The sequence below is a fragment of the Pseudoalteromonas sp. T1lg24 genome (genome assembly GCF_002964745.1).
Taxonomy (GTDB): domain Bacteria; phylum Pseudomonadota; class Gammaproteobacteria; order Enterobacterales; family Alteromonadaceae; genus Pseudoalteromonas; species Pseudoalteromonas spongiae.
This window is the reverse complement of the sequence record NZ_PQCB01000006.1, coordinates 785666-809488: the sequence shown is the minus strand read 5'-3', so window position 1 is coordinate 809488 and position 23823 is coordinate 785666. Positions and strand designations below refer to the sequence as shown.

Here is a 23823-nt window from a genome sequence, read left to right as displayed (position 1 = left end):
TCACCGATAATAGCAAGGGGAATGACGTGGCTCAGACCTTATACGATAAAATTTGGCAGGCACATAAAGTGACTGCCATTAATGAAGAAAGTGATTTACTTTACATTGATCGACACTTAGTACACGAAGTTACATCACCACAGGCATTTGCAGGCCTGCGTGAAGCAAACCGTAAAGTCCGTTGTCCTGAAAAGACGTTTGCAACAATGGACCATAACGTATCGACAAAAAGTCGCTCATTAGATGCTGCAAGCGAAGTTTCAAAAAACCAATTAATTGCACTAAAGCAAAACTGTGAAGAGTTTGGCATTGTACTTTACGACCTTAATTCAATTAACCAAGGTATTGTGCATGTAATGGGGCCTGAACAAGGTATTACCTTACCGGGCACAACTATTGTATGTGGTGATAGCCATACTTCGACCCATGGTGCGTTTGGTGCGTTAGCGCATGGCATTGGTACTTCAGAAGTAGAGCATGTACTAGCAACACAAACATTACAGCAGAAAAAAGCCAAGAGTTTAAAAATCCAAATTGATGGCAAAATTAACCTTGGTGTTACCGCAAAAGACATTATTTTAGCGGTCATTGGTAAATTAGGTACCGCAGGTGGTACAGGTTATGTTGCAGAGTTTTGCGGTGAAGCAATCAGTGCGCTTTCAATGGAAGCGCGCATGACGCTATGTAATATGAGCATTGAAATGGGTGCAAAAGCAGGCTTAATTGCACCGGATAAAGCAACTTACGACTACTTAGAGGGGCGTCCGTTTGCACCAAAAGGCGATGATTGGCAGCAAGCAGTTGCGTATTGGCAAACCCTAAAGAGCGATGATGATGCCGTGTTTGATCACACTGTTGTATTGAATGCTGCGGATATTCAGCCACAGGTTACTTGGGGTACAAGTCCAGAGCAAGTGATTGGCATTGACCAATTAGTCCCAGATCCAGATGCACAAAGTGACTTGATTAAAGCTGATGCGATTCGTCGTGCGCTAGCTTATATGGACTTAAAGCCGGGCCAAAAGATTTCAGATCTCTCGGTCGACACGGTATTTATTGGCAGTTGCACAAATAGTCGTATTGAAGATTTGCGCGCTGCAGCCTCGCTCGTTAAAGGTAAGCAAGTTGCGGTCGGCGTTGAAGCGTTAGTGGTGCCAGGCTCAGGCTTAGTTAAAAAACAAGCGGAAGACGAAGGCCTTGCTGATATTTTCAAGCAAGCAGGCTTTGAATGGCGAGAGCCTGGATGTTCAATGTGCTTAGCTATGAATGATGATCGCTTAGGCGCGGGCAAACGCTGTGCGTCGACATCTAACCGTAATTTTGAAGGTCGCCAAGGCCGAGGTGGTCGCACTCACTTAGTCAGTCCAGCAATGGCAGCAGCCGCGGCTATTCATGGTCGATTTGTTGATATTCGAGGAGGTATCTAATGAGTAATTATCACACCGGCTTAATGGCACCGCTTGATAAAAATAATGTCGATACAGACCAAATTATTCCGAAGCAGTTCTTAACATCAACAAGTCGTGATGGTTTTGATAAGGCGCTTTTTTACGATTGGCGTTATTTAGATAATGGTGATGCGAACCCTGAGTTCATTTTAAATGAAGCGCGATATCAAGGCGCTAGCGTATTGTTAACACGCGATAATTTTGGTTGTGGTTCATCGCGTGAGCATGCGCCATGGGCATTAAAGCAGTATGGTTTTACGGTAATCTTAGCTGAGAGCTTTGCCGATATATTCTTTAATAACTGTGCTAATAATCAGATGCTTGCTATTGCATTACCGAGCGAAACACTGGATCATCTATTTCACGTAACAGAGCAAACTTCTCAAGTAAATGTTGAAATTGATTTGCAAAATCAAGTTATTAAAAGCGATCACTTTGATGATATTAAGTTTGATATTCGTCCCGATATTAAACAGCGCTTGTTATCAGGGTTAGATTTTATTGGCGTAACAGAAACACTAAACGATAAGATTGATGCCTTTGAACAACAACTTACAAGCCAAAGGGCTTGGCAATAACTGCCAGATGAAATTAGAATGAAAAAGGCTGTGTTTACAGCCTTTTTTTATACAGGAAAATAATTATGTTTGGCGAAACGAACTTACAACTACTGATAAAAAATATGCGACCGCTGTTACAGCCGCAAAGCTATGTATTTGTATCTGTATCAAATGTTGAAGCGTTTGATATGAATAAGGTATTTGCGCGCATCAACGAGCCAGAAGGGGTGACGTTAATTCTCACCAAACAACAAGCAGTTGAATGGCAGTTAGAATATGCTTCAGAGTTTTCGTTAATAACCCTGCAAATTCACTCAAGCCTTGATGCGGTAGGCTTAACGGCGGCATTTTCAAGTGCGTTAGCAAAGCATGGGATTAGCGCAAATGTGATTGCAGGCTTTTATCACGACCATATTTTAGTTGCCAAGCACGATGCAAACAAAGCTATCGATGTGCTTGAAACGTTAGCGCAGCAAGCAGGTTAATTATGGATTCATTATTCCACTGGATTGACTTATTTGGCGTTGCTGTTTTTGCGATTTCTGGTGCGCTTGTCGCTTATAAAAAGAAACTAGATGGCTTTGGTGTAGTGGTTTTAGCATCCGCGACTGCAATAGGCGGTGGTACAACGCGCGATGTGATTTTAGATGTGCCGGTTTTTTGGTTAAAAGATCCCACATATTTGATTTCGATTTTTATCGCTAGCGCCATCACCATTGTATGGCTTAATCGTCAACGCGGCTTTCCACAGGTATTGCTTGAAATAGCTGACGCGTTAGGGTTGGCATTTTTTGTGGTGATGGGGGTGCAAAAAGCGTTAAGTTTAGGCATGCCAGACTTAACCGCAATTGTAATGGGCACAATCACCGGCTGTTTTGGTGGCATGATCCGTGACGTACTTGCGCGTACCACACCTATGGTTTTAAAAAGTGAGCTGTATGCAACTACCTGTATTTTTGGTGGTATTTTGTATACTCAAAGTTTGAACTTAGGCGTATCAACAAATATTGCCATGTTGGTGGGAATGCTAGGTACATTAAGCTTACGTATGGGCGCAATAAAGTGGGGTTGGAGCCTACACGTGTTCAAATACAATAAAGAAAAGTAAGCAGCTGAGCGTTAAATATACGCTACACTAAAAGAAAGAAATAAATTAAGGACAATGGAATGTCTTTTGCCTGTGTTTATTCTCGCGCACAAGTCGCGATGGATGCCCCGCTTGTTACCATTGAAATACATATCACCAGTGGCCTACCTAAATTTACCATAGTCGGTTTGCCTGAGACATCAGTTAAAGAAGCTAAAGATCGTGTGCGCAGCGCAATTATCAACAGCCAATTTAAATTTCCGCAGGAACGCATTACTGTAAATTTAGCGCCTGCCGATTTACCGAAGGAAGGTGGCCGTTTCGATTTAGCCATAGCAGTTGGTATTTTGTTGGCTTCTAATCAATTGGGCCAGCTCGATTTGCGACAACTTGAATTTTTTGGCGAACTGTCTTTAAGTGGGGAAATTCGTCCGGTGTTGGGGCTGCTATCGTCGTTAATCGCAAACGTTAATAGTGGCAAAACGGTTTATATTTCAGCGTTCAACGCTAGTGAAGCGGCGTTGGTAACAAACTGCAATACCAAGCATGCCAGTAGTTTAAATCAGGTTTGCCAAGACTTAACGGGCCAGCAAGCGATCGAATTTACTTTAAACATCCCACAAGCTGAAGCGTTAATTTCACGCTACACAATTGATATGGCAGAAGTAAAAGGCCAAGCTCAGGCCAAGCGCGCACTTGAAATAGCCGCAGCGGGAAAACACAACGTAATGTTTCTTGGTCCGCCTGGTACAGGAAAATCCATGTTGGCAGCTCGAATGGCGACCATTATGCCGCCACTTACTGAATCTGAAGCGCTTGAAACCGCAACTGTCTATTCTATTATCGGTAAAACCATCAACAACAGTGAGTGGCAAGTAAGGCCGTTTCGTGCACCGCATCATACTTGCTCTGCGGTTGCTTTGGTTGGTGGTTCTTCTAATCCCAAGCCAGGTGAAATCAGCCTTGCCCATAATGGCGTACTTTTTTTAGATGAGCTTACTGAATTTGAACGCAAAGTATTAGACAGTTTGCGTGAACCATTAGAAACACGAAAAGTCACTATATCGCGCGCCGCAAGGCAGTCAGAGTTCCCAGCTAATTTTCAGCTAATTTGTGCGTTAAACCCCAGCCCCACAGGGTGTCATCGTGATAATCGCGCATCGCCAGAACAAATTCTTAAATACTTAAGTCGTGTATCAGGACCATTTCTTGACCGAATCGATTTGCAGGTAGAGCTTCCTAAACTAAAAACCCACGAATTACAGTCAACACAGCAAGGCGAAAGCTCCGAGGTTATTCGTAATCGGGTTGTTGCCGCGCAACAGCGACAATACCAACGTCAGGGTAAGTTAAATGCATTACTTAGCAATAGCGAACTTGATCAAGTTGTTACCCTTGATAATGAAAGCTTAGCGTTTATGGCACTTGTTACTGATAAGCTCGATTTATCGCCGCGGTCGTATCATCGTGTGCTAAAAGTAGCGCGCACCATTGCTGATTTAGCCGCTGAAAAAACGGTTGCGCTCACTCATATTAAAGAGGCGATTAGTTACCGTGCCTTCGAGCGACTATTAAATACGCTCACACGTGTATAAATACTGCAGCTTAGGCGTTTCCTCAGTTGCACCACTATTAACCAGCTGTTAACATGAAGTTTGGTGCAATTGACAGGAGTTGAAATGAAAAAGTTAGCGAGTGTAATAGCCGGCATTTTATTGGTGGGTCAAAGCTTTTCAGCAAGCGCAAATGCTGATCGCGCGATGGATCTCTATCTCAATCAAGACTACGCGCAAGCCTTTAAACTTTTTCAAAAAACAGCTCACCTCGGTCATGGTAAAAGCCAATTTAATTTGGGTGTTCAATACTTACGCGGACAGGGCGTACCGCAAGACCCAGTTTTAGCATACGCATACTTAGCGGTAGCCATTGAAAATGGCTTTCTAACAGCAAGGCAAGCATTAAAAACCGTTGAACGCCGTTTAACCCCAGCGCAAACCAAAGCAGCAAAAGCTAAAGCAGATGAATTAATTGGTTTTTATGGTAAGGCTGGTAGCAAGAATATTCGTTATGCATTGCCATTTGGCCGTGCGTATAACCCGCCACCTAAACGCACTGAAAATCCAGAAGCTAAGTACCCAGGTAGTTTATTTAAAGAGGGTATTCCGGGTATGGCGAGATATCTATTTGATATCGACCGCAATGGTATTGTGCGAGATATGCAGTTGTTACAAAGCTATCCTACTGATGAATTTGCACAGAGTGTGCGTGAAAAACTTGAAAATTCACGTTACCAAATCTTAAAAGTGGGCGGCACATTACGAAAGTTTAGCCAAGCGCAGTTTAGCGGCATGTTTAAACGTACAGATATTCCAGAAGAAACGCGTAAAAAGCTAGCGATCAAACACAAACAATTACTTGCTAAAGCAAAGCGTGGTAACAGCAAAGCGCAAGCAGAATTAGCTGATATGTTAGAGTTAATGAGCGACGACAACATGTTGAAGGTGGCTTATTTACCAGACGATACGGTTTCAAGTTCACAAGGTGAGGCGAACTTACTCGCGAGCAATGCCGATAACTTTTCTAATAACACTCAGCTCGAGGAAGATTTTTATAACTTTGCATATTTAGTATGGTTAGATAAGCAAGGTAATACGCTTCGCTTTGAGGCAACAGGTGATTATAAAGCACCGAAAGAACTCGATGAACTAGCAGTTAAAACTATGAATAACTGGCACGTATTGGTAAGCGGCGATGAACAAGCTGAATACGGTCCATTTTTAGCTGAGTTTTTCTACAACAATGAAACGCGAAATAATACCTACTCAAATTACCTTAATCGCCAAAATGTAAAACTGAAAAAGATTATTGCCAAACCGCGTGAAGAAATGCCGAGCTACTGGCGTTTAAAAGCAGCGCAAGGCGGTGATTTTGCGTCACTTATGTTGTTAGGCTCGGGTTGTAATTTGCGTATTTTAGGTACTGCAGCGGACCTTGGTCATACACCAGCACAAACCTTGGCTGCAAAATGTGTTTTACAAAAAACGAACGCAAACAAAGACCAGCTTAATCAAGCGAAAGAGTGGCTAACCGCCGCTTCTGAGCAGGGTGATTATATTGCAATGCGTGAACTTGCTGGTGTTTATGCGCGCGATTCACATAATCAAGGTGAGCTAAATTACGCGATTGAATTAACCAAAAAAGTGGTTGATGAGAAAGATGACCCATGGGCATATGAATACATGGCAGCGGCCTATGCAAAATTAGGTCAATTTGAAGAAGCCATTGATATGCAAGAAAAAGCAGTTAAAGAGGCGTGGGACAAAGATTACTTTGTTGATGCAGCGAAAGCGCGATTAGCAGCTTACGAAAATTCAAAACTTGGCACTTGGTAAAAAGCTAATATTAATCAATTAAAAAAGGCCGCAAAAGCGGCCTTTTTTATTTTATTAGCTAGTTAAGTAAATTGTTATCATTAACCTAGGGCAATCATATAGCCTTTGCCACGTACTGTAACAATACGCTTTTGTTCTTTTTCATCACCGAGTTTTTTGCGTAGGCGACCAACTAATACATCAACGGTTCTGTCTGATGGGCTCCAGTCAGATTGACCGATTTCTTCCGATAGCTTTTCACGGCTAGTTGGTTTACCAGCATTACCTATTAATGAAATCAGTACTTTATGCTCTGCTTCAGTTAATCGTATTTCATCGCCACTGGCAATGATAAGTGTGCGATGTTCTGGGTGCACTTTGATATCTGAATATTCAATGTATTCGTCATTGGTTTGAAACAAGTTGAGACGCTTAGCAAGGGCTTTTAATCTTAGCTCTAGCTCAAGTAAATCAACTGGCTTACAAATGTAGTCATCTACACCTTGTGCTAACCCTAAAATGCGATCTTCTTGCGAATCGCGGCTTGAAAGTACAACCACACCGATATCGGAAACTAGATTTATCTCTTTAGCGAGCACTAGGCCGTCTACCTGCGGCAGTACAATATCAACAATCGCTAGTTTGATTTCGTGGTTTGAACGAATGATTTCAGCTGCATTTGCGCCGGTTTCGTCTACCACAAAACTAAAATCACTATTGCTAAAATGTGATTGAATGCGCCTTACTAGCAAGGAGTCATCTTCAACTAGAAGTACTTGTATTGTCATAATGCTCGTTAATGTGTTTTTCTGCCCGAAGCAATATTATCACCAATTTTGCACTGAATGAAAAATAGAAATGTTATGTCACAAAATGCATGTGTACAGAAATAATAACGGCCCATTGTGGGCCGTTATTATTTAGTAATACTTAAATCTTATTTTTGTGCATATAAGTCGTTCCACCATTGTGGTTGTTCTTTTAGATGTTTGTCGAAATATGCAAGCATGGTATTCCACCAATGGAAGCGTTTATCGCGCGCAAAAATCTGGTGGTCTGCGCCTTTATATTCCACTAATTCAACATCTTGACCTAGTAGCTTTAAAGCAGTGTACATAGTGTGGCTCTCGCCTACAGGTACATTGGTATCAGCATCACCATGAATAAGTAATAACGGTGTTTTTACCTTATCAGCGTTAAATACAGGGCTGTGCTTTGAATAAAGCTTAGTGTTATTCCAAGGAAAGCTGTTTTTAGAGGCTTCACCCGAATATAAATAACCCCACCAACCTTGGCCCCAATAAGAGGTAATATTTGAAATACCTGCATGGGAAATAGACGCGCTAAACATATCTGTTTTGGTTGCCAACAACATAGTCATAAAGCCACCGTAAGAGGCACCTAAATTACCTACTTTAGTTTTATCAACAAAGCTGTATTTATCTAGGAATGCCTGAGTACCTTTAATAATGTCATTGGCTGTATATTCACCCCATGCATTTACGTGTTTAGCCGAGAAATCCTGGCCAAATCCAGTTGCACCGGTAGGTTGTAATACGTAAACCACATAGCCATTTTCTGCCCATAAATTAAATGGGTAGCGGCCGGTAAATGCGCGATTTACAGGTGAAGTACCGCCATAGTAGTAAACTAACGCAGGGTATTGCTTTTGTTTATCAAGGTTACTTGGTAGGTAAACGCGCCCTTTAATTTCAGTACCGTGATCGTTAGTGAAATTAAATTCTTCCAAACTTGGCAATTGGGTATTAGCGTAGAATGCTTTTTTGCTATTAAATAAGGTTTTTGACTTAGTATTAGAGAGTTTAGTTTTTAACTGCACTTGTTGTGGCAATTGTGCGCCAGTTCCAGCGAAAACAAGGGTAGGTGACTTCTCATTAGAAACGCTAAAGCGTTCAATTACGTCAAGATTCGTTTTTACTTTATTAAAGCGTTTTTTACTTTCATCAAATACATATAGCTGGCGTTTGTCTTCTTCACCGACATTTAAAATCACATTGTCATTTTTTAATACGCTAAATTGGCCAATGCTTGGATCAAATGTTTTTGATAACGCGGTGATGTTTTTACCATCGTAGCTTACTGAATACAGTTGCGTGTCGTAATTGTTGCTAAACTGAGAATCAGCAACCGTTTTTCCTGCTTTTTCACCGAATTCAGGGCCAGCGGTAATGTATAAACCATCACTAGAATACTGCGCACTATTAAAAGTACGGTACTTTCCAACAGTGGTTTGGCTATTGTCTTTTAAGTTGTATTCCAGCAGTTCTGTTAGCATATGTGGCGGTGCAGCATAATCTGAAATAGAACGGCTTAATAACAACGTACCACGCTCGTTATCAAAATCTTGTAAGCTAACGCTAAATTCAGCTGGGCTCACTTGGCGCATTAAGCCTGAATTTACATCGTATAAGTAAACACTGGTTTTATTGCGTGCATACGACCAGCGATCTTCTAAACCATGATAATACTTAGTAAGCGATGTCGACTTTTCAGGGCGTTTAACCCAAGTAAAAATAAGCGTGTCGTTATCATAAAAATCGACATTGCTGATACCAGATAGATCTTCACTTAATGCGCTGGTGGTTAGCGTTTTAAGGTTTAGTTTATAAAGCACTTTATTGCTTGTGTATACAAGGTGAGTGTTATCATCTGACCAAGCAAAATTGCTGGCGTTAGCTGGTAATGAGTAAACAATCTCGTTGTCTTTAACCGACTTGATAACAGTCTCTCTAATTGCCTTATTGGCGTTTTTATCGTTATAGCTGCGCGTTTGCCAAATTAAGTGCTTACCATTTGGTGAAATACTTAGGTTGCTTACGGTTTTGCTATCAAATAATTGTTTTGCGCTTAGTGTATTTGGCGCATCACTAGAAACACTGATTGTGCTCTCTTCAATTTCGCTGGTTAAATCTAAAGCTACCTTGCCCCAATCTTCAACACTTTCAGTAATAATGATTACTTGGTGTTGTCCTGTTGTTAGCGGTAGTTTATAAGCGTCGCCTTTTTTAGAGAGCAACTCGCCATTAAGATAAAAACTCGCCTCTTTAACACCATCTAACTTAAGTGTTGCAGGTGTAAAGCGCGTTGTTGTTAATGTGAACTTAAGGGCTTGTAGGCCAGGTTCAGTTAATGCATTTACCTTGCTTAAGCTTTGCCATTTTAGTGTATTACCAAAAAACGAAACTGACTTTTGGTCGGCTGTTAAGCTTTGCTTTAGGTTGGTTAAAATGGCGTTTTTACGGTTTGTTTCAAATGGCTTGAGTGCGTTTTGCGGCGCAATTGGGCCTAAGTAGTTAATCTTGCTTGCATCAATTGCTTCAGCATGCGCTACAGGAGAAATAAAATAAGCGCCGAGCATTGCTGCTAAAAATGATTTTTTCATTGTAAGTCCTTATGAAAATGCGTGACGAAATCATAGCGAAAAAAAGTATGAATGTATGCTTGAACTCGTTGAGTTGCAGCCCAATTATGGTGAACAACGAAAACGATTGTTAATCGATTTTGTAACGGGCTTTAATTGTTATGGTTTATCGCTGTTTATAAATTAATACAATTAAAATGCGGTTGTTATACGCAGCACTGGTTTAATTGGGTAAACTAGTGACTGAAATTATTATTCGCCATGATTCGAGAGGTTACTGTGGCTTTGTTAATTACCTATATGCTGTTAGCTATAGGCATTTCGTTTGTATGTTCAATAATGGAAGCGGTATTACTAAGTATTACCCCAAGCTATGTCGCCAGTTTAAAAAAGCAAAAACCAAAACTTGCTGCGCGCATTAACTCATTAAAAGAAAAAGTAGATCAGCCGTTAGCGGCGATTCTTACTTTAAATACGGTTGCACACACAGCCGGTGCTGCAGGTGTAGGTGCACAAGCTGCAGCGGTATTTGGTGATGCGGCAATTGGTATTGCGTCTGCGGTAATGACACTACTGGTGTTGGTGCTGTCTGAAATTATTCCTAAAACGTTAGGTGCAAACTATTGGCGTCAGCTTACGCCAATTGTATCGTCGTCACTTGTAGTAATGGTTCGCTTATTAAAGCCGTTTATTTGGCTTTCAGACATAATTACCAAAATGCTCGGCAGCAAGCAAAGCGAAAGCCATTATATTCGTGCTGAAATTGAAGCGATGGCTGAAATGGGCAGCGAAGCAGGTGCACTTCATCAAGAAGAAAGCGAGCTTATTCGCAGTCTTTTAAAATTCCGCCATTTAAAGTTAGATACTTTATTAACTCCGCGCACAGTACTGTTTAAAGTACACAAAGACTTAACGGTAGATGAGTATCTTAAACAACACGGTAGCGTGGCATTTTCACGCGTACTCGTGTTTGACCAAGATTCTGACGACATCATTGGTTTTGTGCACAAAAATGACATCATGCTGGCGTATCATCGGTTAGGTGAAGACTACAAAATTGCCAAGCTAGTTAAGCCAATTTATACCGTGCCTGAAACCTTGCATGTTCACACTTTGCTTCATACGTTATTAGAAAAACGCATTCATATTAGCCTGATCGTAGATGAATACGGTGATGTACAAGGTATTGTTACGCTAGAAGACATGATTGAAAGCCTAATGGGTATGGAAATTGTGGATGAACGCGATCAAACCTTTAACATGCAGACCATGGCTAAGGAAAAATGGCAGCAACGCGTTGATAATCATGAAAACCTGATTAAAAATGATGAACATGGTGTAGAGAGCAAATCTCCTGTAGTTGACAAAAAGTCGCTCAGCGATGAGTGTAACTAAGCTAAAACATCATTTTGTAAACCTCGCTAAGCGTTTAAATGCTTGGCGAGGCATTATGGTTTTATTTGCCATTATTGGCGGTGCCTTGTTAGGTGCTTCGCTGCTACTAAATAATCCACAAATGAACAACTACCAAGTGGGCTTTATTTTGCTACTTGGCTGGAGTTTGCTCGGTTACTTTTTTATCGCCAGCTTTAGTTTGTATGATGGGCATATTTCCGCCGATGCATCATGGCTCTCACGTGTTAAACATAAATTAGCTAAGATTTTTATTAGAATTCTTACTCTAATTTTTGTATTGATGGTCGCTGTTACCCTATATTTAACGCTTCGCTTAATAAGCGTTTTCAGTAGTTAAATTTTAAATTGAATGTAATATTTAATTTCTACGTTTAAATTGGATTTTTTAATCTAATTAGTCCTGCATTCGTGAAATATAAACCACAAAAAACCTGTTAAAACCGTCTAAGATCTCCGCGATTTATAATTCATCATCTGCGAGCGTGTTATGACGAAAGTAAACAACCAAGAATCTGCTGCAATTGCGTTTTATTGAGCAAGCATTTATCGAGCAGCTAAAACCTTCTTTTGATAACTTACCGGCAAACCCATATGCCGACGGTGCATTTCGTTTACGCCGTTACTCTGTAATTAAACTTGTTGATGGCAAATTAAGCCTGCAACCAACTAAAGCATTTGTTCAAGATGACTCAATTAACCAATTCCAAGGCAACATTGAGCGTACTTACGAAAACCTTGAAGAGTCGCTGTTAGCGACTGACGGTATGCAGCATTTAGTTAACCAATTTATCGAAATGTCAGGCATTGCTAGCGATACTGATATCGAAATTCATCAGTTCCGCATGTTAGCGATTGATGCAGATACACCACCTGCACCAGAAGGTGTTCATCAAGATGGTTTTGACCATGTTTGTGTTGCTGGCGTGTCACACAGCAATATTGAAGGTGGTGAGCTACTAGTTTACGAATCACGCGATGCAGAGCCATGTTTCAAAATGGAAATTAAAGATGGCATGTTTGCCATGGTGAATGACCGTCAGGTATGGCACAACGCAACACCAATGAACAAAATCGACAACGATAAAGTAGGCTACCTAGACTGCTTTGTATTAACAGCGTAGGAACTGATAATGCAATTAACTAAAATCCGTAAGCAGTTTCCAGCGTTAATGCAGGAAGTAGCAGGTAAATCACCGGTGTTTTTAGATGGCCCTGGTGGCTCACAAGTACCGCAAAGTGTTTTAACTGCCATGTCAGCTTATTTAGGTCGTTATAATTCAAACTTAGGTGGCGCATTTTTCTCAAGCCACCAAACGGTTGACCTAGTAAACAAAGCACGTGAAAGTGCGGCAACATTGTTAAATGCACCAAGCAAAGAGCAAATTGTGTTTGGTCCGAATATGACCAGCCTAACCTTTAGCTTTAGCCGTGCTATTAGCCGCGATTGGCAAGCGGGTGACGAAATTATCGTAACTAATGCAGATCACTTCTCAAACGTATCTAGCTGGCAGCAAGCGGCAGACGATAAAGGCGTAAAAGTTCACGCATTAGAAGTGGATACCGCAGACTGTAGCCTTGATTTAGTGCAGTTAAAATCATTACTCAATGAAAACACTAAGCTTGTTGCCGTTACTTATGCGTCAAACACCACAGGTACTATCAACGATATTAAAGCGATTGTTGAAATGGCACACCAAGCAGGTGCGCTAGTGTATGTTGATGCTGTGCATTATGCGCCGCACATGCTGGTGGATGTACAAGCACTTGATTGTGACTTTTTAGCGTGTTCTGCATATAAATTCTTTGGCCCACACTTAGGCATGGTTTATGGTAAACGTGAACACCTAGAAGGTTTTACACCATACAAAGTGGAACCAGCAACTGATCTAATTCCTGGTCGTTGGGAAACGGGTACGCAAAGCTTTGAAGCTATGGCTGGTTTTATTCAAGCCGTTGAATACATAGCAAGCTTAAGCGAGCTGGCTGAAAGCGAGCCACTGCGCACGCGTTTAGAGGTGGCTTTTGCTAATGCTAAGCAGCATGAAGATACGCTTTCTAAGTACTTCCTTGAACGCATCGCAAAGTATAAATCAGTAACCTTATACGGTATTTCTGATCTGTCTCGTTTAGCTGAGCGTACACCTACCTTTGCAATTACTGTTGCAGGTGTAACGCCACGCCAAGTGTCTGAGCACTTAGGTAAAGAGCATATATGTGTGTGGGACGGTAACTTCTACGCCAAAGGCTTATGCCAACAGCTTAACGTGTTAGACAACGGCGGTGTGATTCGCATTGGTTGTATGCACTACAACACAATCGAAGAGCTAGAGCGCTTCTTTGATGTATTAGAGCCGCTACTTGCATAAGCAAGCCAATACATAAACGTGAAAAAGGGTAACTGAGTTACCCTTTTTTATTGGATAATGCCAGCATCAACTAAACCTAACTGAGCCAACTTGAAGTTAACCAGCTTTAAATACAAAACCCGCAAAGGGCCAGATTATCGTCATGGCGAACAAGTGTCGTTTTTAGACATTAAACACACTTTTGGCATGGGGAATATTCGTGTGGGTAGCTGGGTAACGCGCGAAGAAAAAGACCTTGCCGCTAATTTAGTATTCGATGCACTGGCTGATTTAGCTTACATATTGGCATTGCCGCCACAAGCTATGGGGCTGCGTGGCAACTTAAATCTTGCCTTTGGTAGTGGCGGGCGAAAGGGCGTGCAAGCGCATTATGCGCCCCATTATCGCGAACTAGCACTGGCTAAAAATGCGGGAGCTGGGGCACTTGCCCATGAGTTTTGGCACGCCTTTGATCATTATATTGCCGACAAAGCCTTTGATATTAATGATACTGAACTCTTTCCAAACCGTATTTTATTCGCCAGTGACTGCTGGCTGAAAAACAAAACACAAATTGCCCACCCACTAAATGATCGCCTAATAAATATTTTTAGCGCCATGCTGTTAAGCGACGACGGCCAAGATAAAAATGACTTTGTTGCACGCAGTGTAAAAGCCGACTTAGCCTTATCAAGAAACTACTTTTCATTACCCACCGAAATGATGGCTCGGGCTTTTGAAGCTGCAGTAGAGACTTGCCCTGATATTGAAAACAGCTATTTGGTTGCGGGCACAACAAACCCAGATGTAATGCCAGTGTTTCCTGACTTAACCCATCGGCAAAGAATTTATGAGGCGTTGCTAGCGTATTTTAAGCCATTGGGGATGGCATTGAGTAAGTGAGTTGATCATTATTATTTAGCTTTGCCTCCTTGCATTTATCTTGCGCCATCCATGGCGCACTCTTGTTCATTTTTGTTACACGACAAAAACGAACCAAAAAACGTGCCCCGAAATCAAACTGAATCCTCAAAGAATAAATTGAAATGAACGCAAACAGTATGCAATCGCCATCCATGGCTCAAGCATACTTTTGCCAGCATCCATGCTGGCAATTGCTCTTCAATTCAATCTTTTCGGGTTTGATTTAAGGGGGTAGGACGTGAAACTAAACGATGTATTTCAACAGTAGCTCTCGATTTATCTGAAGTAATTCATCTGATACTTTCTATAATTTGCTTGAACATTTGAATTGAAGACAAAAGCACTGCTGGACTTTCACTGAATGCCTGTCCATATTTTTTTAAGTCTCGCCTAAGTTCCTTTTCATCACTTTCTAAGTTATTTATGATTTTATTAATTTGATCTAATAACTGTTTAATGGATCGCGACATACACTTTTCAGAGCTTTTATCTGATACATCGATATTTATCTCTGTATAATCAAAAATGGTTGATGTTAGCTCAAAGGTAAACTCTTCATACTCGAATTTACATAATAAACACGATATTTCTGCATTTGAAAAGCAATTCTCTATTGCTCTAGTTATTACTGAGGAAATGCGTTGAATACGCTTTAGGTCGTTAGTTATCTTAGCCATTATTCTGTCAGCTCCTCTTCCAGAAGCATCGACTCCTCGTACTGTTCTGAAGTTACATCACTCAATATGTTGAAATCCGTATCCACAAATTCAGTTAAAGCTTCTTCTATTTCTTTGATTGTTAGTTTAAAAAATTCTCTTCGTTGGTTAACTTTGTTCACTCTTTTTGAAGCAAACTTGGTATGCAATTTACTTTCTAAAGAAGGTGCGTCATCAGATGGTATGAAGGCGTGGACATCAAAGTGGAACGGCACTGATGCACCACTCAACTCCCTAACTCGATCTAACGGCTCTAGTCTTCTGGTCATGCCTATTTTATATACATTCTCTCCAAAAGATCCTTTGTTCGAGATTACATATACATAACCTGAGCGAGTTAACTGTGCCATACTAAGCGCTCTTTCTTTTTCACTTGTTGCACGCTCTAGTTTTAATTTAAGCTCTTCAATATGAGTGTTGAGCTTTTCAATTTCTTCTTGATTAGCAGTTTTTATCTTACTTAGAGCAGCATTTAGGCTTTTGTGATATGTCACTTCTTCTTTTTCACGATCAGCGATAAATTTTTCTATCTCTTTTTTTACTTTAGCCTCTTCTCTCAAGGTTTCTCTCATATAACGCTGCTCTTCAAGCTCCATTTCCTTTTTGTATTTAAATTCAAAAAAGTGGCGTTGTTCTTCTAGTCTTAAAGCTAGTAAATCTCTACTCAATTCAATAAAACTGTCTTGCCCATCTTTATTTACTCGATCAAACCATTTCTCAATCTTTTTGGCGCTGTTCGCAAAGTTGCGGGCAGTTGTGTTAGAGATGATGTTATCCACCTCAGCATTAAATGCTGTTATCAAAAATTTTCCGTGCCGTTTCTGCATTGCCTTACCACTAGCAAGGTTGTCATTCCAACGGATAAATTCTTTAATTCTAAAGCCTTTTCCTTTTAGTATTAATGACTTTTGTTTTTCTTTAACTTTCTCTAACTTGGCTTTTATTTGGTCGCTAACAGGGCCATCTATTAAATATTTGTATGGTGTAATCGTTTCTGCGATTTCTAGGTTTTCTGATTCGGTTTTAAGTTCTTGTTGCCTTTTTTCCAGTCTTGATATTGCTTCAGACGCTTTTAATTTAGACTCTTCCAATGTCTTAATTTCAATTTCAAGCCTGCTGAGTTTGGCTTGAGCTTCTTGTGACTGTTGTTCAGCCTTACTTTTGGCAGAGGCAATAATTTTTTTACATTCTTTAGCTGTTTTATTTATTAGTTCATTAGCGCTATCTTCGGCCTTATTGATAATAATGGCGGCGTTTTCTTTAGCCTTAGTTATAAACAATATTGCTTTGAGTGATAGCTGCACAGCTTTGCTTTTTGCAGTGGTAATAAGCTTTTCGTTTTCTCTATCTGCAATTAGTTTAGTGTTATCACATTCTTGATTTGTTTTATCTATTATCTCTTTGGCACTACCCTGGGCCTTGTCGATCATAGTCGAAGCGCTCTCTTTAGCGGCAGTTAAAACTAGGGTTGCTTCCCGCGAGGCTGATGTAAGAATCTTATCCCTTTCTTTTGAAGTCGCGGCTATAATTTCTTCAAACTCTAATTTAGCTGAATCTATTTTTGAACGATTTGTGGCTAACTTTTCATCTAAATCCTTTAATTCAAAGCCACGGAGGTGTTCTGTAGTTGCAATTTCATTTTTTATGGCTTGTAGCTCAGACTTTGAGTGCTGAAGTTCCTTTTCAAGTGAGTTAACCCGCTTTTGTTCTTTTATTAATCTTGACTCTCTAACAAAACCTAGCATTCCCTTTCACCTATGAAGTTTTTTAAAGTCGACTTTTAATCAATCAAACTTAATGATGATTAACATGACTATATTGGCTGTCAACGAACTCATTTTCTTTAAATTAGTTAAGTCTGTCCATACTCCCCCTTTAATCAAACCTGAAAAAGGGATTTAAATGAATAATGCGAGACAGGGAGCGAAGCGGTCGAGCAAGCCATGTACAACAGGGATGTTGCTTCATGGCGTTTATGTTCACATTTAAATGTCTTTTGAAGATTAGTTTGATTTAGGGGCACGTTTTTTGGTTCGTTTTTGTCGTGTAACAAAAATGAACAAGAGGACGCCATGGATGGCGTCAGTTATTCAAATGGAAATGTTGAAGTTGATTTAAATGCTGCGGTTGAGGCTAAAATTAAAAATTAGCTAACCCCAACCCTTTACCCAAACGATATCGGTTTTCTACCCGTTTTTTTATCTTTGGCTTTTGCGTTTTTAGCGGCTGGTTTTTTATCTGCTTTTTTCGCTTTTGATGGCGACAGATTATTCGCGGGTGTTGCCGCTTTTGGTGATTCAGTGACTGGCTGATGTTCAACTGCGTCATCATCCTGATAGTCGTCTTCAAATGACTCGTTATCTTGGTAGTCACTCTCAGCGCTTTCGCCTGAAAATTCGGCTACTTGGAATAGTTGGCCGTCGAATTCTACCGTGTCACCAGCGTATACTTTTTTGCGTTTTTGTAGGCAAATTTCACCATTAAGAGCAACATAGCCGTCGGCAATTAGCATTTTTGCTTGGCCGCCAGACTCAACAAGGTCGAGTAGCTTTAATAAGTTACATAATTCAATCGGTTGCTCTTCAAGTTCTACAACAAAAGCTTGTGACATGGATAAATCTCTTAACTGGTTTCGCTGGCTATTGTATCAAACTTATAGGTGCGGTCGAGTTCGCTGATGCCTAAACCTGACTTTTTACGCACTTTAATTTGCACTGGTATGCGCTCTTTCATCGCATCGATATGACTTATTACGCCAATGGTTTTGCCGCTGGCATGCAGGTTATCGAGCGCATCAAGGGCGATATCGAGGGTTTCTTTATCGAGTGTGCCAAAACCTTCATCTAGAAACAGTGAGTCAATACTCACTTTATGACTAACCAAATCAGAAAGCGCGAGCGCCAAAGCAAGGCTTACTAAAAAGCTTTCACCGCCAGATAGGGTGTTGGTATCGCGTACTTGCTCGCCCTGCCAAAGGTCGATAGTTTGCATTTCTAACGACTGATCTTCTTTGCGTTTTAATAGGTAGCGGCCTGTGAGCTTTTCAAGTTGTCGATTGGCAAGGTAAATCAAATTATCAAGCGTTAGCCCTTGGGCAAATTTTCTAAATTTATCGCCTTTTTGCGAGCCAATTAAACCGTGTAAATAATGCCAATCTTGATACTCGCGGTTAAGTATATCGAGCTCGTGTTTTAAATCTTTAAGTTTGTCTTGCCGCGCTGCATTTTCATTTATTTGGTTGCTTAGTAACCCCAGTTGTTGGTTGGTTTGACCAAGGGTTTCGTTTAGTTCGTCAAAGGCACTTTGTAGTTGCTGGCTATTTAGGTTTAGCGTATTAAATTCGTGTGCTTGTTGGGTTTTTAATTCATTTTCAACAGTATTTATTTGCTCACTATTAAGTGTAAGCGCAGCATCTAATTGGCGTTTAAGCTCGGCTAGTTTATCAAACTCATCTGCTGGCAAACGTGCTTGTTGCGCCGCTTCAATGGTCGCATAAGGGGTTTGCTCCAGTAATTTTATGAGCTTGGTTTGCACCTCATTTAATTGTACATTGGTATCATTAAGTTGATCTTGTTTTTCGCTCAGCTGACCGTTGAGCTTGGTGAGCGCAGCATTAATTTGTTGGGCGTGTGTTTCAGCGGCTTTTACTTCAGTGTGAAGCGCCTCTAAGTGTGCTTGTGATAACTGCTTTTCAGTTGTAGTCGATTTATCGCCAAACAGCTCGTGGCGAGTGTGTGCTTGCTCTGCAATTTTTTGCTGCGTGGTTTCGTGTTGATTTTTTAATTCACTTTTTTGCTTTGCAACATCCATTTGCTGCTGTGTTAAATGGTTGCGTGCCTGCTGTGCTAGAGCGAGCTGCTGTTGCACATGTTGGTATTTTTTATGCTGTGTTTTAAGTGTATTTAATTGTTGTTTCTGTTCGTTAAACCAGTTGGCTAAGTCGCCTTCTTGGCAGGGGTATCCACACTTATTGATTGTATATACAAGCTCTGCAAGTGCTGAGCCGTAAGCCTTTTGCTGCTCATTAAAGGTTGTTAATAGCTTTTGCTCTTTGACCGTTACATTTTGTAATTGCTCAGTCGTGCTATTAAGTTTTTCAGCCAGTAATTGTATTTGATAGCTTAACTCGCGTTCTGCTTGTTGCGCCTCAGTTAACTGAGTATTTATTGCTTTAACTTGTTCATGGTTTTGTAACGCGGTTGCAAGGTGTTGCTCAGTTTTTGCAATAAACGTCAGCAAAGCGGTTTCATCGCTAATCGCAATTTGTTCAATCTCCCAAGTTGTGGCAATTGAATCTAGTTGCTTGGTTTTTCTGGTGATTGCAGTATTGAGTGCATCAATTTGTTGGGCGTTGCTACTAAGTGCTGCGGAAAGCTCAATTATGTTTTGTTGTAAGTCACTTATCTCTTGTTTAAGCGTTGCGATGTGTGTGTTTTCATCACCTGACGTGTTACCAACCTCAAAATGACTTAAGTCATGCTGAGCACTGCCACAAAGTGGGCAGGGAGTATCTTCTTCTAAATCTTGTCGTAGCAGTGCTAATTGGGCCTCTGCATCTTGTAAGCGAAGTGAGGTATCTAAACTTTGTTGCTGAGCTTTCAGTAGTGCATTTTGTGAAGCAAGCTGCGTTTCCAGTTCAGGTTGGGCACTCTGTAATGTTTTAATTTGCGTTTTATCCGCAAAGATTTCGTTTGTTATTTGTTGCCATTGAGTTTGCTGTTGTTTTGCAGTTTTGGCTTTATCTAGCGCCTGTTTTAGCGATTCAATTGTGTCTTCAGAAACATTAATATCACTGTTATCACAAAATTCACTTAACTGTGTTTGTAACTGCGTAACTTGTAGCTGATGCTGTTCACGCTTTGTTTGCTCTTTTGCGATACCTGTTTGTTGCTCGCCAATTGCTTGTTTTAAAGTGGTTTTGCTTTCGGCTAACTCGGTTAGCTGGTTTTGTTGCTGCTGCAAAGACTGTGCGTTTAGTTGCAGTTTGGCATGCTCATCAAGCCACTCTGCAAGCTTGTGTTCAAATTGCTCTATATCGACGGTTTGATCAAAACTAGCGGCAAGTTGCTGCTTTTCAGCTTCAAGGTTATGAATGTTACTTTCACTTTGTTGCAGCGCTTCAGTTAATTCTTTCTCTTGTATATACAAGCTTTCTAGCTGTTGATTTAACTCGCTTAATTTGCTTTTGCTATGCGCAAGTTGGTTATCGAGTGGGGTTACTCGGTTATCAATAAGCTCAAATAACTCTTTTTGCGCTTGCTTGGCAGTATCGAATTTAGTGGCTAATGAGTGAGTTAACTCAACTACCTTTGCTTGCTCGTTTGCGTGAGTGTTTGCTTGTTGTTGATAACTTTCAATACTGGCAATTTGGTTTTGTTTGGCAACGTTTAAGGATGCGAGTTTATCTAAATCAACTGCGAGCTTTTGTGCGGGCAGGGCAGTTTCAAGACGTGTTAGTTCTGGCTGTTTTTCAGCAAGTTCATTTTCAAGCTGAATTTTTTGCTGTTGCAGTTTTTCTAAACGCTGTTGGTTTTGTGTGACTTGGTTATGCCAATCGCGTTTTGCTTGCAGGCTTGTAAGCTCGCTTTTTAAATTAGTTTGTTGTGTTTGTAGCTCACTAAATTGCTGGTTTATTTCATTTATGCGCTCTTCAGGTAACAGTTCGAGTGACTCTGTTTTAGCGTTTAGTACATTAAGTGCATCGCGTGCTTCACCAAAGCGTTGGTGTACTAATTGCGAAATTTGGCCATAAATTTCGGTGCCTGTGAGTTCTTCTAATAATTCGGCGCGGTCGGCTTCTTTGGCTTGTAAAAATGCGGCGAATTGTCCCTGTGACAACATCATCGATTTTGTGAAGCGGGCAAAGTTAAGGCCAGTGAGTGACTCGATTAGCTGATCTTTCTTTTTAATTTGCGCGGCAATGGGTTTGTTGCTCGCCACTTCAACCAGCTCTACTTCCGCTGGTTGTAAGTTACCATCGGGCTTATTGCGGGCACGGCGCATTGACCAAAAAGCACGATACACACCTTGATTTACGGCAAATTCAACTTCAGCTAAACAGTAGCTGGTACCACGGGTCATTATTTCATTATTGCTTGCGCTGATTGCACCAAGCCTTGGTGTGCTGTTGTAAAGTGCTAAGCAAATGGCATCTAAAATGGTGGTTTTACCGGCGCCAGTTGGCCCTGTGATAGCAAAAATACCGCTTTCGGCAAATGGCGCTTTGTTAAAGTCGATTTTCCATTCGCCTTTTAACGAGTTTAAATTGGCAAAACGCAGTGACAATATTTTCATGACTGTGCTCCTTTTGCCGTATTAAGCAGTGAAATAAAGTGCTGGGTTAGGCGCTCTTTACGGGCAAGCTCGTCCTCTGTTGTAAACTCTTCAAGTGCGATGCGTTTCTCAAAAACCTCTAAAGGGGTTATTTCAGACAGGTTTTCTTGCTTTTGTTGGCTAAGTTTAGCCACATGTTTGCGCGCACGTTTTAGTTGTAATACTTCCACGGGCAGGTCTTTGGTGAGATCTAACACGGTATTTTGCAGGTCGCTAATATAGTCGTCGGTGGTAACTTCAATACTGAGCCAGGTTGTTTCAGTTTGCTCTGCAAATACGGTTAATGCGTTTTTAATTTCGGCGAGGTTGCCTTTTATGGTTTGCATTGCTTGAAAGCGCGGGATTTCAAGTTGGCTTATTTGCGAAACATTTTGCCCGTTAAACTCAACTAAGTTGACCGATTTTGCGTGTTTTAATTCATCAAAACTAAGGGCGATTGGCGAGCCGCTATAAAACATATTACCTTCTTTACCAACCTGTTGGGCGCCATGAATATGACCAAGGGCGATGTAATCGGCGTTTGGCAGTTGATGGGCGTTTATACCTGACAGGTGGCCGATATAAATATCGCGCACTGACTCTGAACTAGATGCGCCTACCGCAGTTAAATGGCCCGTCATAATAATCGGTATATCTTGATCTGCTTTTAATGTTTGCGCGGCCTTAAAGGTATTTTCAAAGTGCTCGTAAATGCCTTTGGCAAGGTTGTCTTGTTTTTCTTTTATGCTTTCGTCGGCGCGGCTGGTAATAATGTCTTTACTGCGTAAAAATGGAATGGCACAGACATAACCTAGTGTTTTTTCAGCTTGAGTGATAGCGACGATTTGCTCTGCTACATTTTCACTGGCTTGCGATACCACATGGCAGTTAAGCGCTTTTACTAAGCTTTTAATCTCGTTAAGAGTTGCTACCGAATCGTGATTGCCTGCGGTAACAATCAACTGACAATTTGCCGCTTGCATCGCCAAAATAAGTTCGCTGTAAAGGCTGCGCGCATAACTTGGCGGCGTGCCAGTATCAAAAATATCTCCTGCGATAATCACCGCATCTACTTGCTGCGTTTTAATTTGCTCAGCTAGCCATTTGATTAATAAATGGTGCTCTTTTTGCCGAGACTGATTAAAAAAGCTCTGGCCGAGGTGCCAGTCAGATGTGTGAATAATGCGCATAAGAGTTCTTGATAGCAAAAAAACTCACTTTATCACTTTTTAATAAAACCCATAAAGGGCAACAAGCTGCATAAAGCATAATTTTTTAACTGCTGCTTTTAGCGCATAACATGTTGTTGCAGTGCGTTAATTTATCCGTTAGATCTTCGCTTAATGGATGGTTATAATGCGTTTTTTATTTTGCTAACCAGTAAGAGAAATTCAGTATGTTCACGGCCATGCAAAGCCAATTTCAACGAATCGACGACAGTAAAGCGTTTCAAGCCTTTGTTATTTTTGTCATTGTGGTATCGGCACTGAGTGTTGGTGCGCATACGTATGCCTTGCCTGTGTGGATGGAAAATCTTTTATTGCTGTTAGATAAAGGCATCACAGTATTTTTCGCGGTAGAAATAGCAATTCGTTTTATTGCTTCAAAAGGGCCTAAAGCGTTTTTCTCAAAGGGTTGGAATATTTTCGACACCATTATTGTAATTGGTAGCTTGTTACCTGTTGCGGGGTCAACGGTGTTTATTGCGCGTTACTGCGTATTTTCCGTGTACTGCGTTTGGTTTCTATGGTGCCTGAGTTACGAATGCTAGTGAATGCGCTGATTAAAGCGATTCCGCGCATGGGTTACATCGCACTGTTAATGTTTGTAATTTTCTACATTTATGCCGCTGTTGGTAGCATGATGTTCAGTGAAATTAACCCAACCCTTTGGCGCGATGTATCGATTTCAATGCTGACGCTGTTCCGTGTAGCCACCTTTGAAGACTGGACAGATGTAATGTACGAAACCATGGCGGTGCACCCGCTAAGTTGGATTTACTATTTGTCGTTTATCTTTTTAACTGCGTTTATTTTCTTAAATATGATGGTGGGTGTGGTGCTTGAAGTAATGACCCAAGAGCACGATAACTTTGTAAAAGAAAATACTGACGAATTAGATGAGCCAGCCACCAAAGGTGAAGTGCTTGAGTTAAAAGCGCAAATTCTAGAGCTTAATAAATTACTCAGTGAACGCTTGAAGTAACCGCTGCTGCTCACTTGCGCATCTCGCTAACCTCGTTAACACTTATGTATAGTGAGC

17 protein-coding genes and 2 pseudogenes are annotated in these 23823 nt (G+C 40.9%); 12 read left to right on the top strand and 7 right to left on the bottom strand.

The genetic code is table 11. The features are described from left to right. The first annotated feature begins 26 nt into the window (after positions 1–26). The 6 genes from leuC to C2M30_RS06715 all read left to right on the top strand — a co-directional run bounded on the left by leuC (position 27) and on the right by C2M30_RS06715 (position 6487). Positions 27–1427: a 3-isopropylmalate dehydratase large subunit gene (leuC, locus tag C2M30_RS06740; RefSeq protein ID WP_105171114.1), complete on the top strand. Its 1401-nt coding sequence runs from the start codon at positions 27–29 to the stop codon at positions 1425–1427. After that, positions 1427–2026, top strand: a complete 600-nt coding sequence (gene leuD, locus C2M30_RS06735) for a 3-isopropylmalate dehydratase small subunit (RefSeq protein ID WP_105171113.1) — start codon at positions 1427–1429, stop codon at positions 2024–2026. The genes leuC and leuD overlap by 1 nt, the downstream gene beginning before the upstream one ends. A 65-nt stretch (positions 2027–2091) precedes the next feature. Then, a complete protein-coding gene (locus C2M30_RS06730) occupies positions 2092–2493 on the top strand; it encodes an ACT domain-containing protein (RefSeq protein ID WP_105171112.1) in 402 nt (133 codons plus the stop codon). A gap of 2 nt (positions 2494–2495) precedes the next feature. After that, positions 2496–3116 (top strand): trimeric intracellular cation channel family protein, encoded by a 621-nt coding sequence (locus C2M30_RS06725; RefSeq protein WP_010561227.1) that lies wholly within the window; start codon positions 2496–2498, stop codon positions 3114–3116. A gap of 59 nt (positions 3117–3175) precedes the next feature. Further along, positions 3176–4690, top strand: coding sequence for a YifB family Mg chelatase-like AAA ATPase (locus C2M30_RS06720; RefSeq protein WP_105171111.1), 1515 nt, complete (start codon positions 3176–3178; stop codon positions 4688–4690). Positions 4691–4774: 84 nt separating this feature from the next. Further along, positions 4775–6487, top strand: coding sequence for a hypothetical protein (locus tag C2M30_RS06715; protein ID WP_105171110.1), 1713 nt, complete (start codon positions 4775–4777; stop codon positions 6485–6487). An 80-nt stretch (positions 6488–6567) separates the two neighbouring features. On the opposite strand, the gene C2M30_RS06710 is transcribed toward C2M30_RS06715, so the two are convergent. Both C2M30_RS06710 and C2M30_RS06705 read right to left on the bottom strand, forming a co-directional pair. Continuing rightward, positions 6568–7254, bottom strand: coding sequence for a response regulator transcription factor (locus tag C2M30_RS06710; protein WP_010561224.1), 687 nt, complete (start codon positions 7252–7254; stop codon positions 6568–6570). 149 nt (positions 7255–7403) lie between these two features. Beyond that, a complete protein-coding gene (locus tag C2M30_RS06705; RefSeq protein ID WP_105171109.1) occupies positions 7404–9869 on the bottom strand; it encodes an alpha/beta hydrolase family protein in 2466 nt (821 codons plus the stop codon). Between the two features lie 258 nt (positions 9870–10127). Here C2M30_RS06705 and C2M30_RS06700 point away from each other — a divergent pair, with 258 nt between their 5' ends. The 5 genes and pseudogenes from C2M30_RS06700 to C2M30_RS06680 all read left to right on the top strand — a co-directional run bounded on the left by C2M30_RS06700 (position 10128) and on the right by C2M30_RS06680 (position 14512). Then, complete coding sequence (locus C2M30_RS06700) at positions 10128–11243, top strand: CNNM domain-containing protein (RefSeq protein ID WP_051320889.1); 1116 nt, start codon at positions 10128–10130, stop codon at positions 11241–11243. Then, positions 11230–11601, top strand: a complete 372-nt coding sequence (locus tag C2M30_RS06695; protein ID WP_105171108.1) for a hypothetical protein — start codon at positions 11230–11232, stop codon at positions 11599–11601. The genes C2M30_RS06700 and C2M30_RS06695 overlap by 14 nt, the downstream gene beginning before the upstream one ends. A 150-nt stretch (positions 11602–11751) precedes the next feature. Next, positions 11752–12385: pseudogene (locus C2M30_RS06690) on the top strand (2OG-Fe dioxygenase family protein). Positions 12386–12394: 9 nt separating this feature from the next. Then, positions 12395–13630 carry a cysteine desulfurase-like protein gene (locus C2M30_RS06685; RefSeq protein WP_105171106.1) on the top strand — a complete coding sequence of 412 codons (1236 nt, stop codon included), beginning with the start codon at positions 12395–12397 and terminating at the stop codon, positions 13628–13630. Between the two features lie 90 nt (positions 13631–13720). Next, the gene (locus C2M30_RS06680) at positions 13721–14512 is read left to right on the top strand and encodes a CLCA_X family protein (RefSeq protein ID WP_105171105.1); all 792 of its coding nucleotides are present in this window, start codon (positions 13721–13723) and stop codon (positions 14510–14512) included. Positions 14513–14823: 311 nt separating this feature from the next. On the opposite strand, the gene C2M30_RS06675 is transcribed toward C2M30_RS06680, so the two are convergent. From C2M30_RS06675 to sbcD, 5 genes are all read right to left on the bottom strand, one after another. Further along, a complete protein-coding gene (locus tag C2M30_RS06675) occupies positions 14824–15210 on the bottom strand; it encodes a hypothetical protein (RefSeq protein ID WP_105171104.1) in 387 nt (128 codons plus the stop codon). Further along, positions 15210–16994 (bottom strand): DUF4041 domain-containing protein, encoded by a 1785-nt coding sequence (locus C2M30_RS06670; protein WP_105171103.1) that lies wholly within the window; start codon positions 16992–16994, stop codon positions 15210–15212. The genes C2M30_RS06675 and C2M30_RS06670 overlap by 1 nt, the downstream gene beginning before the upstream one ends. A gap of 419 nt (positions 16995–17413) precedes the next feature. Further along, positions 17414–17860, bottom strand: a complete 447-nt coding sequence (locus C2M30_RS06665; RefSeq protein WP_105171102.1) for an RNA-binding S4 domain-containing protein — start codon at positions 17858–17860, stop codon at positions 17414–17416. Positions 17861–17871: 11 nt separating this feature from the next. Continuing rightward, positions 17872–21543, bottom strand: a complete 3672-nt coding sequence (locus C2M30_RS06660) for an AAA family ATPase (protein ID WP_105171101.1) — start codon at positions 21541–21543, stop codon at positions 17872–17874. Next, positions 21540–22751 (bottom strand): exonuclease subunit SbcD, encoded by a 1212-nt coding sequence (gene sbcD, locus C2M30_RS06655; protein WP_105171100.1) that lies wholly within the window; start codon positions 22749–22751, stop codon positions 21540–21542. The genes C2M30_RS06660 and sbcD overlap by 4 nt, the downstream gene beginning before the upstream one ends. Before the next feature lie 206 nt (positions 22752–22957). Between sbcD and C2M30_RS06650 the strand changes: the two are divergent. Next, positions 22958–23766: pseudogene (locus C2M30_RS06650) on the top strand (ion transporter). Positions 23767–23823 lie beyond the last annotated feature (57 nt).

What these genes read in the sequence shown, in the direction of transcription:
- leuD (WP_105171113.1), top strand. Translation starts at nt 1,427, where the DNA reads ATGAGTAATTATCACACCGGCTTAATGGCACCGCTTGATAAAAATAAT.
- C2M30_RS06730 (WP_105171112.1), top strand. Translation starts at nt 2,092, where the DNA reads ATGTTTGGCGAAACGAACTTACAACTACTGATAAAAAATATGCGACCG.
- C2M30_RS06725 (WP_010561227.1), top strand. Translation starts at nt 2,496, where the DNA reads ATGGATTCATTATTCCACTGGATTGACTTATTTGGCGTTGCTGTTTTT.
- C2M30_RS06720 (WP_105171111.1), top strand. Translation starts at nt 3,176, where the DNA reads ATGTCTTTTGCCTGTGTTTATTCTCGCGCACAAGTCGCGATGGATGCC.
- C2M30_RS06715 (WP_105171110.1), top strand. Translation starts at nt 4,775, where the DNA reads ATGAAAAAGTTAGCGAGTGTAATAGCCGGCATTTTATTGGTGGGTCAA.
- C2M30_RS06710 (WP_010561224.1), bottom strand. Translation starts at nt 7,254, where the DNA reads ATGACAATACAAGTACTTCTAGTTGAAGATGACTCCTTGCTAGTAAGG.
- C2M30_RS06705 (WP_105171109.1), bottom strand. Translation starts at nt 9,869, where the DNA reads ATGAAAAAATCATTTTTAGCAGCAATGCTCGGCGCTTATTTTATTTCT.
- C2M30_RS06695 (WP_105171108.1), top strand. Translation starts at nt 11,230, where the DNA reads ATGAGTGTAACTAAGCTAAAACATCATTTTGTAAACCTCGCTAAGCGT.
- C2M30_RS06685 (WP_105171106.1), top strand. Translation starts at nt 12,395, where the DNA reads ATGCAATTAACTAAAATCCGTAAGCAGTTTCCAGCGTTAATGCAGGAA.
- C2M30_RS06675 (WP_105171104.1), bottom strand. Translation starts at nt 15,210, where the DNA reads ATGGCTAAGATAACTAACGACCTAAAGCGTATTCAACGCATTTCCTCA.
- C2M30_RS06670 (WP_105171103.1), bottom strand. Translation starts at nt 16,994, where the DNA reads ATGCTAGGTTTTGTTAGAGAGTCAAGATTAATAAAAGAACAAAAGCGG.
- C2M30_RS06665 (WP_105171102.1), bottom strand. Translation starts at nt 17,860, where the DNA reads ATGTCACAAGCTTTTGTTGTAGAACTTGAAGAGCAACCGATTGAATTA.
- C2M30_RS06660 (WP_105171101.1), bottom strand. Translation starts at nt 21,543, where the DNA reads ATGAAAATATTGTCACTGCGTTTTGCCAATTTAAACTCGTTAAAAGGC.
- sbcD (WP_105171100.1), bottom strand. Translation starts at nt 22,751, where the DNA reads ATGCGCATTATTCACACATCTGACTGGCACCTCGGCCAGAGCTTTTTT.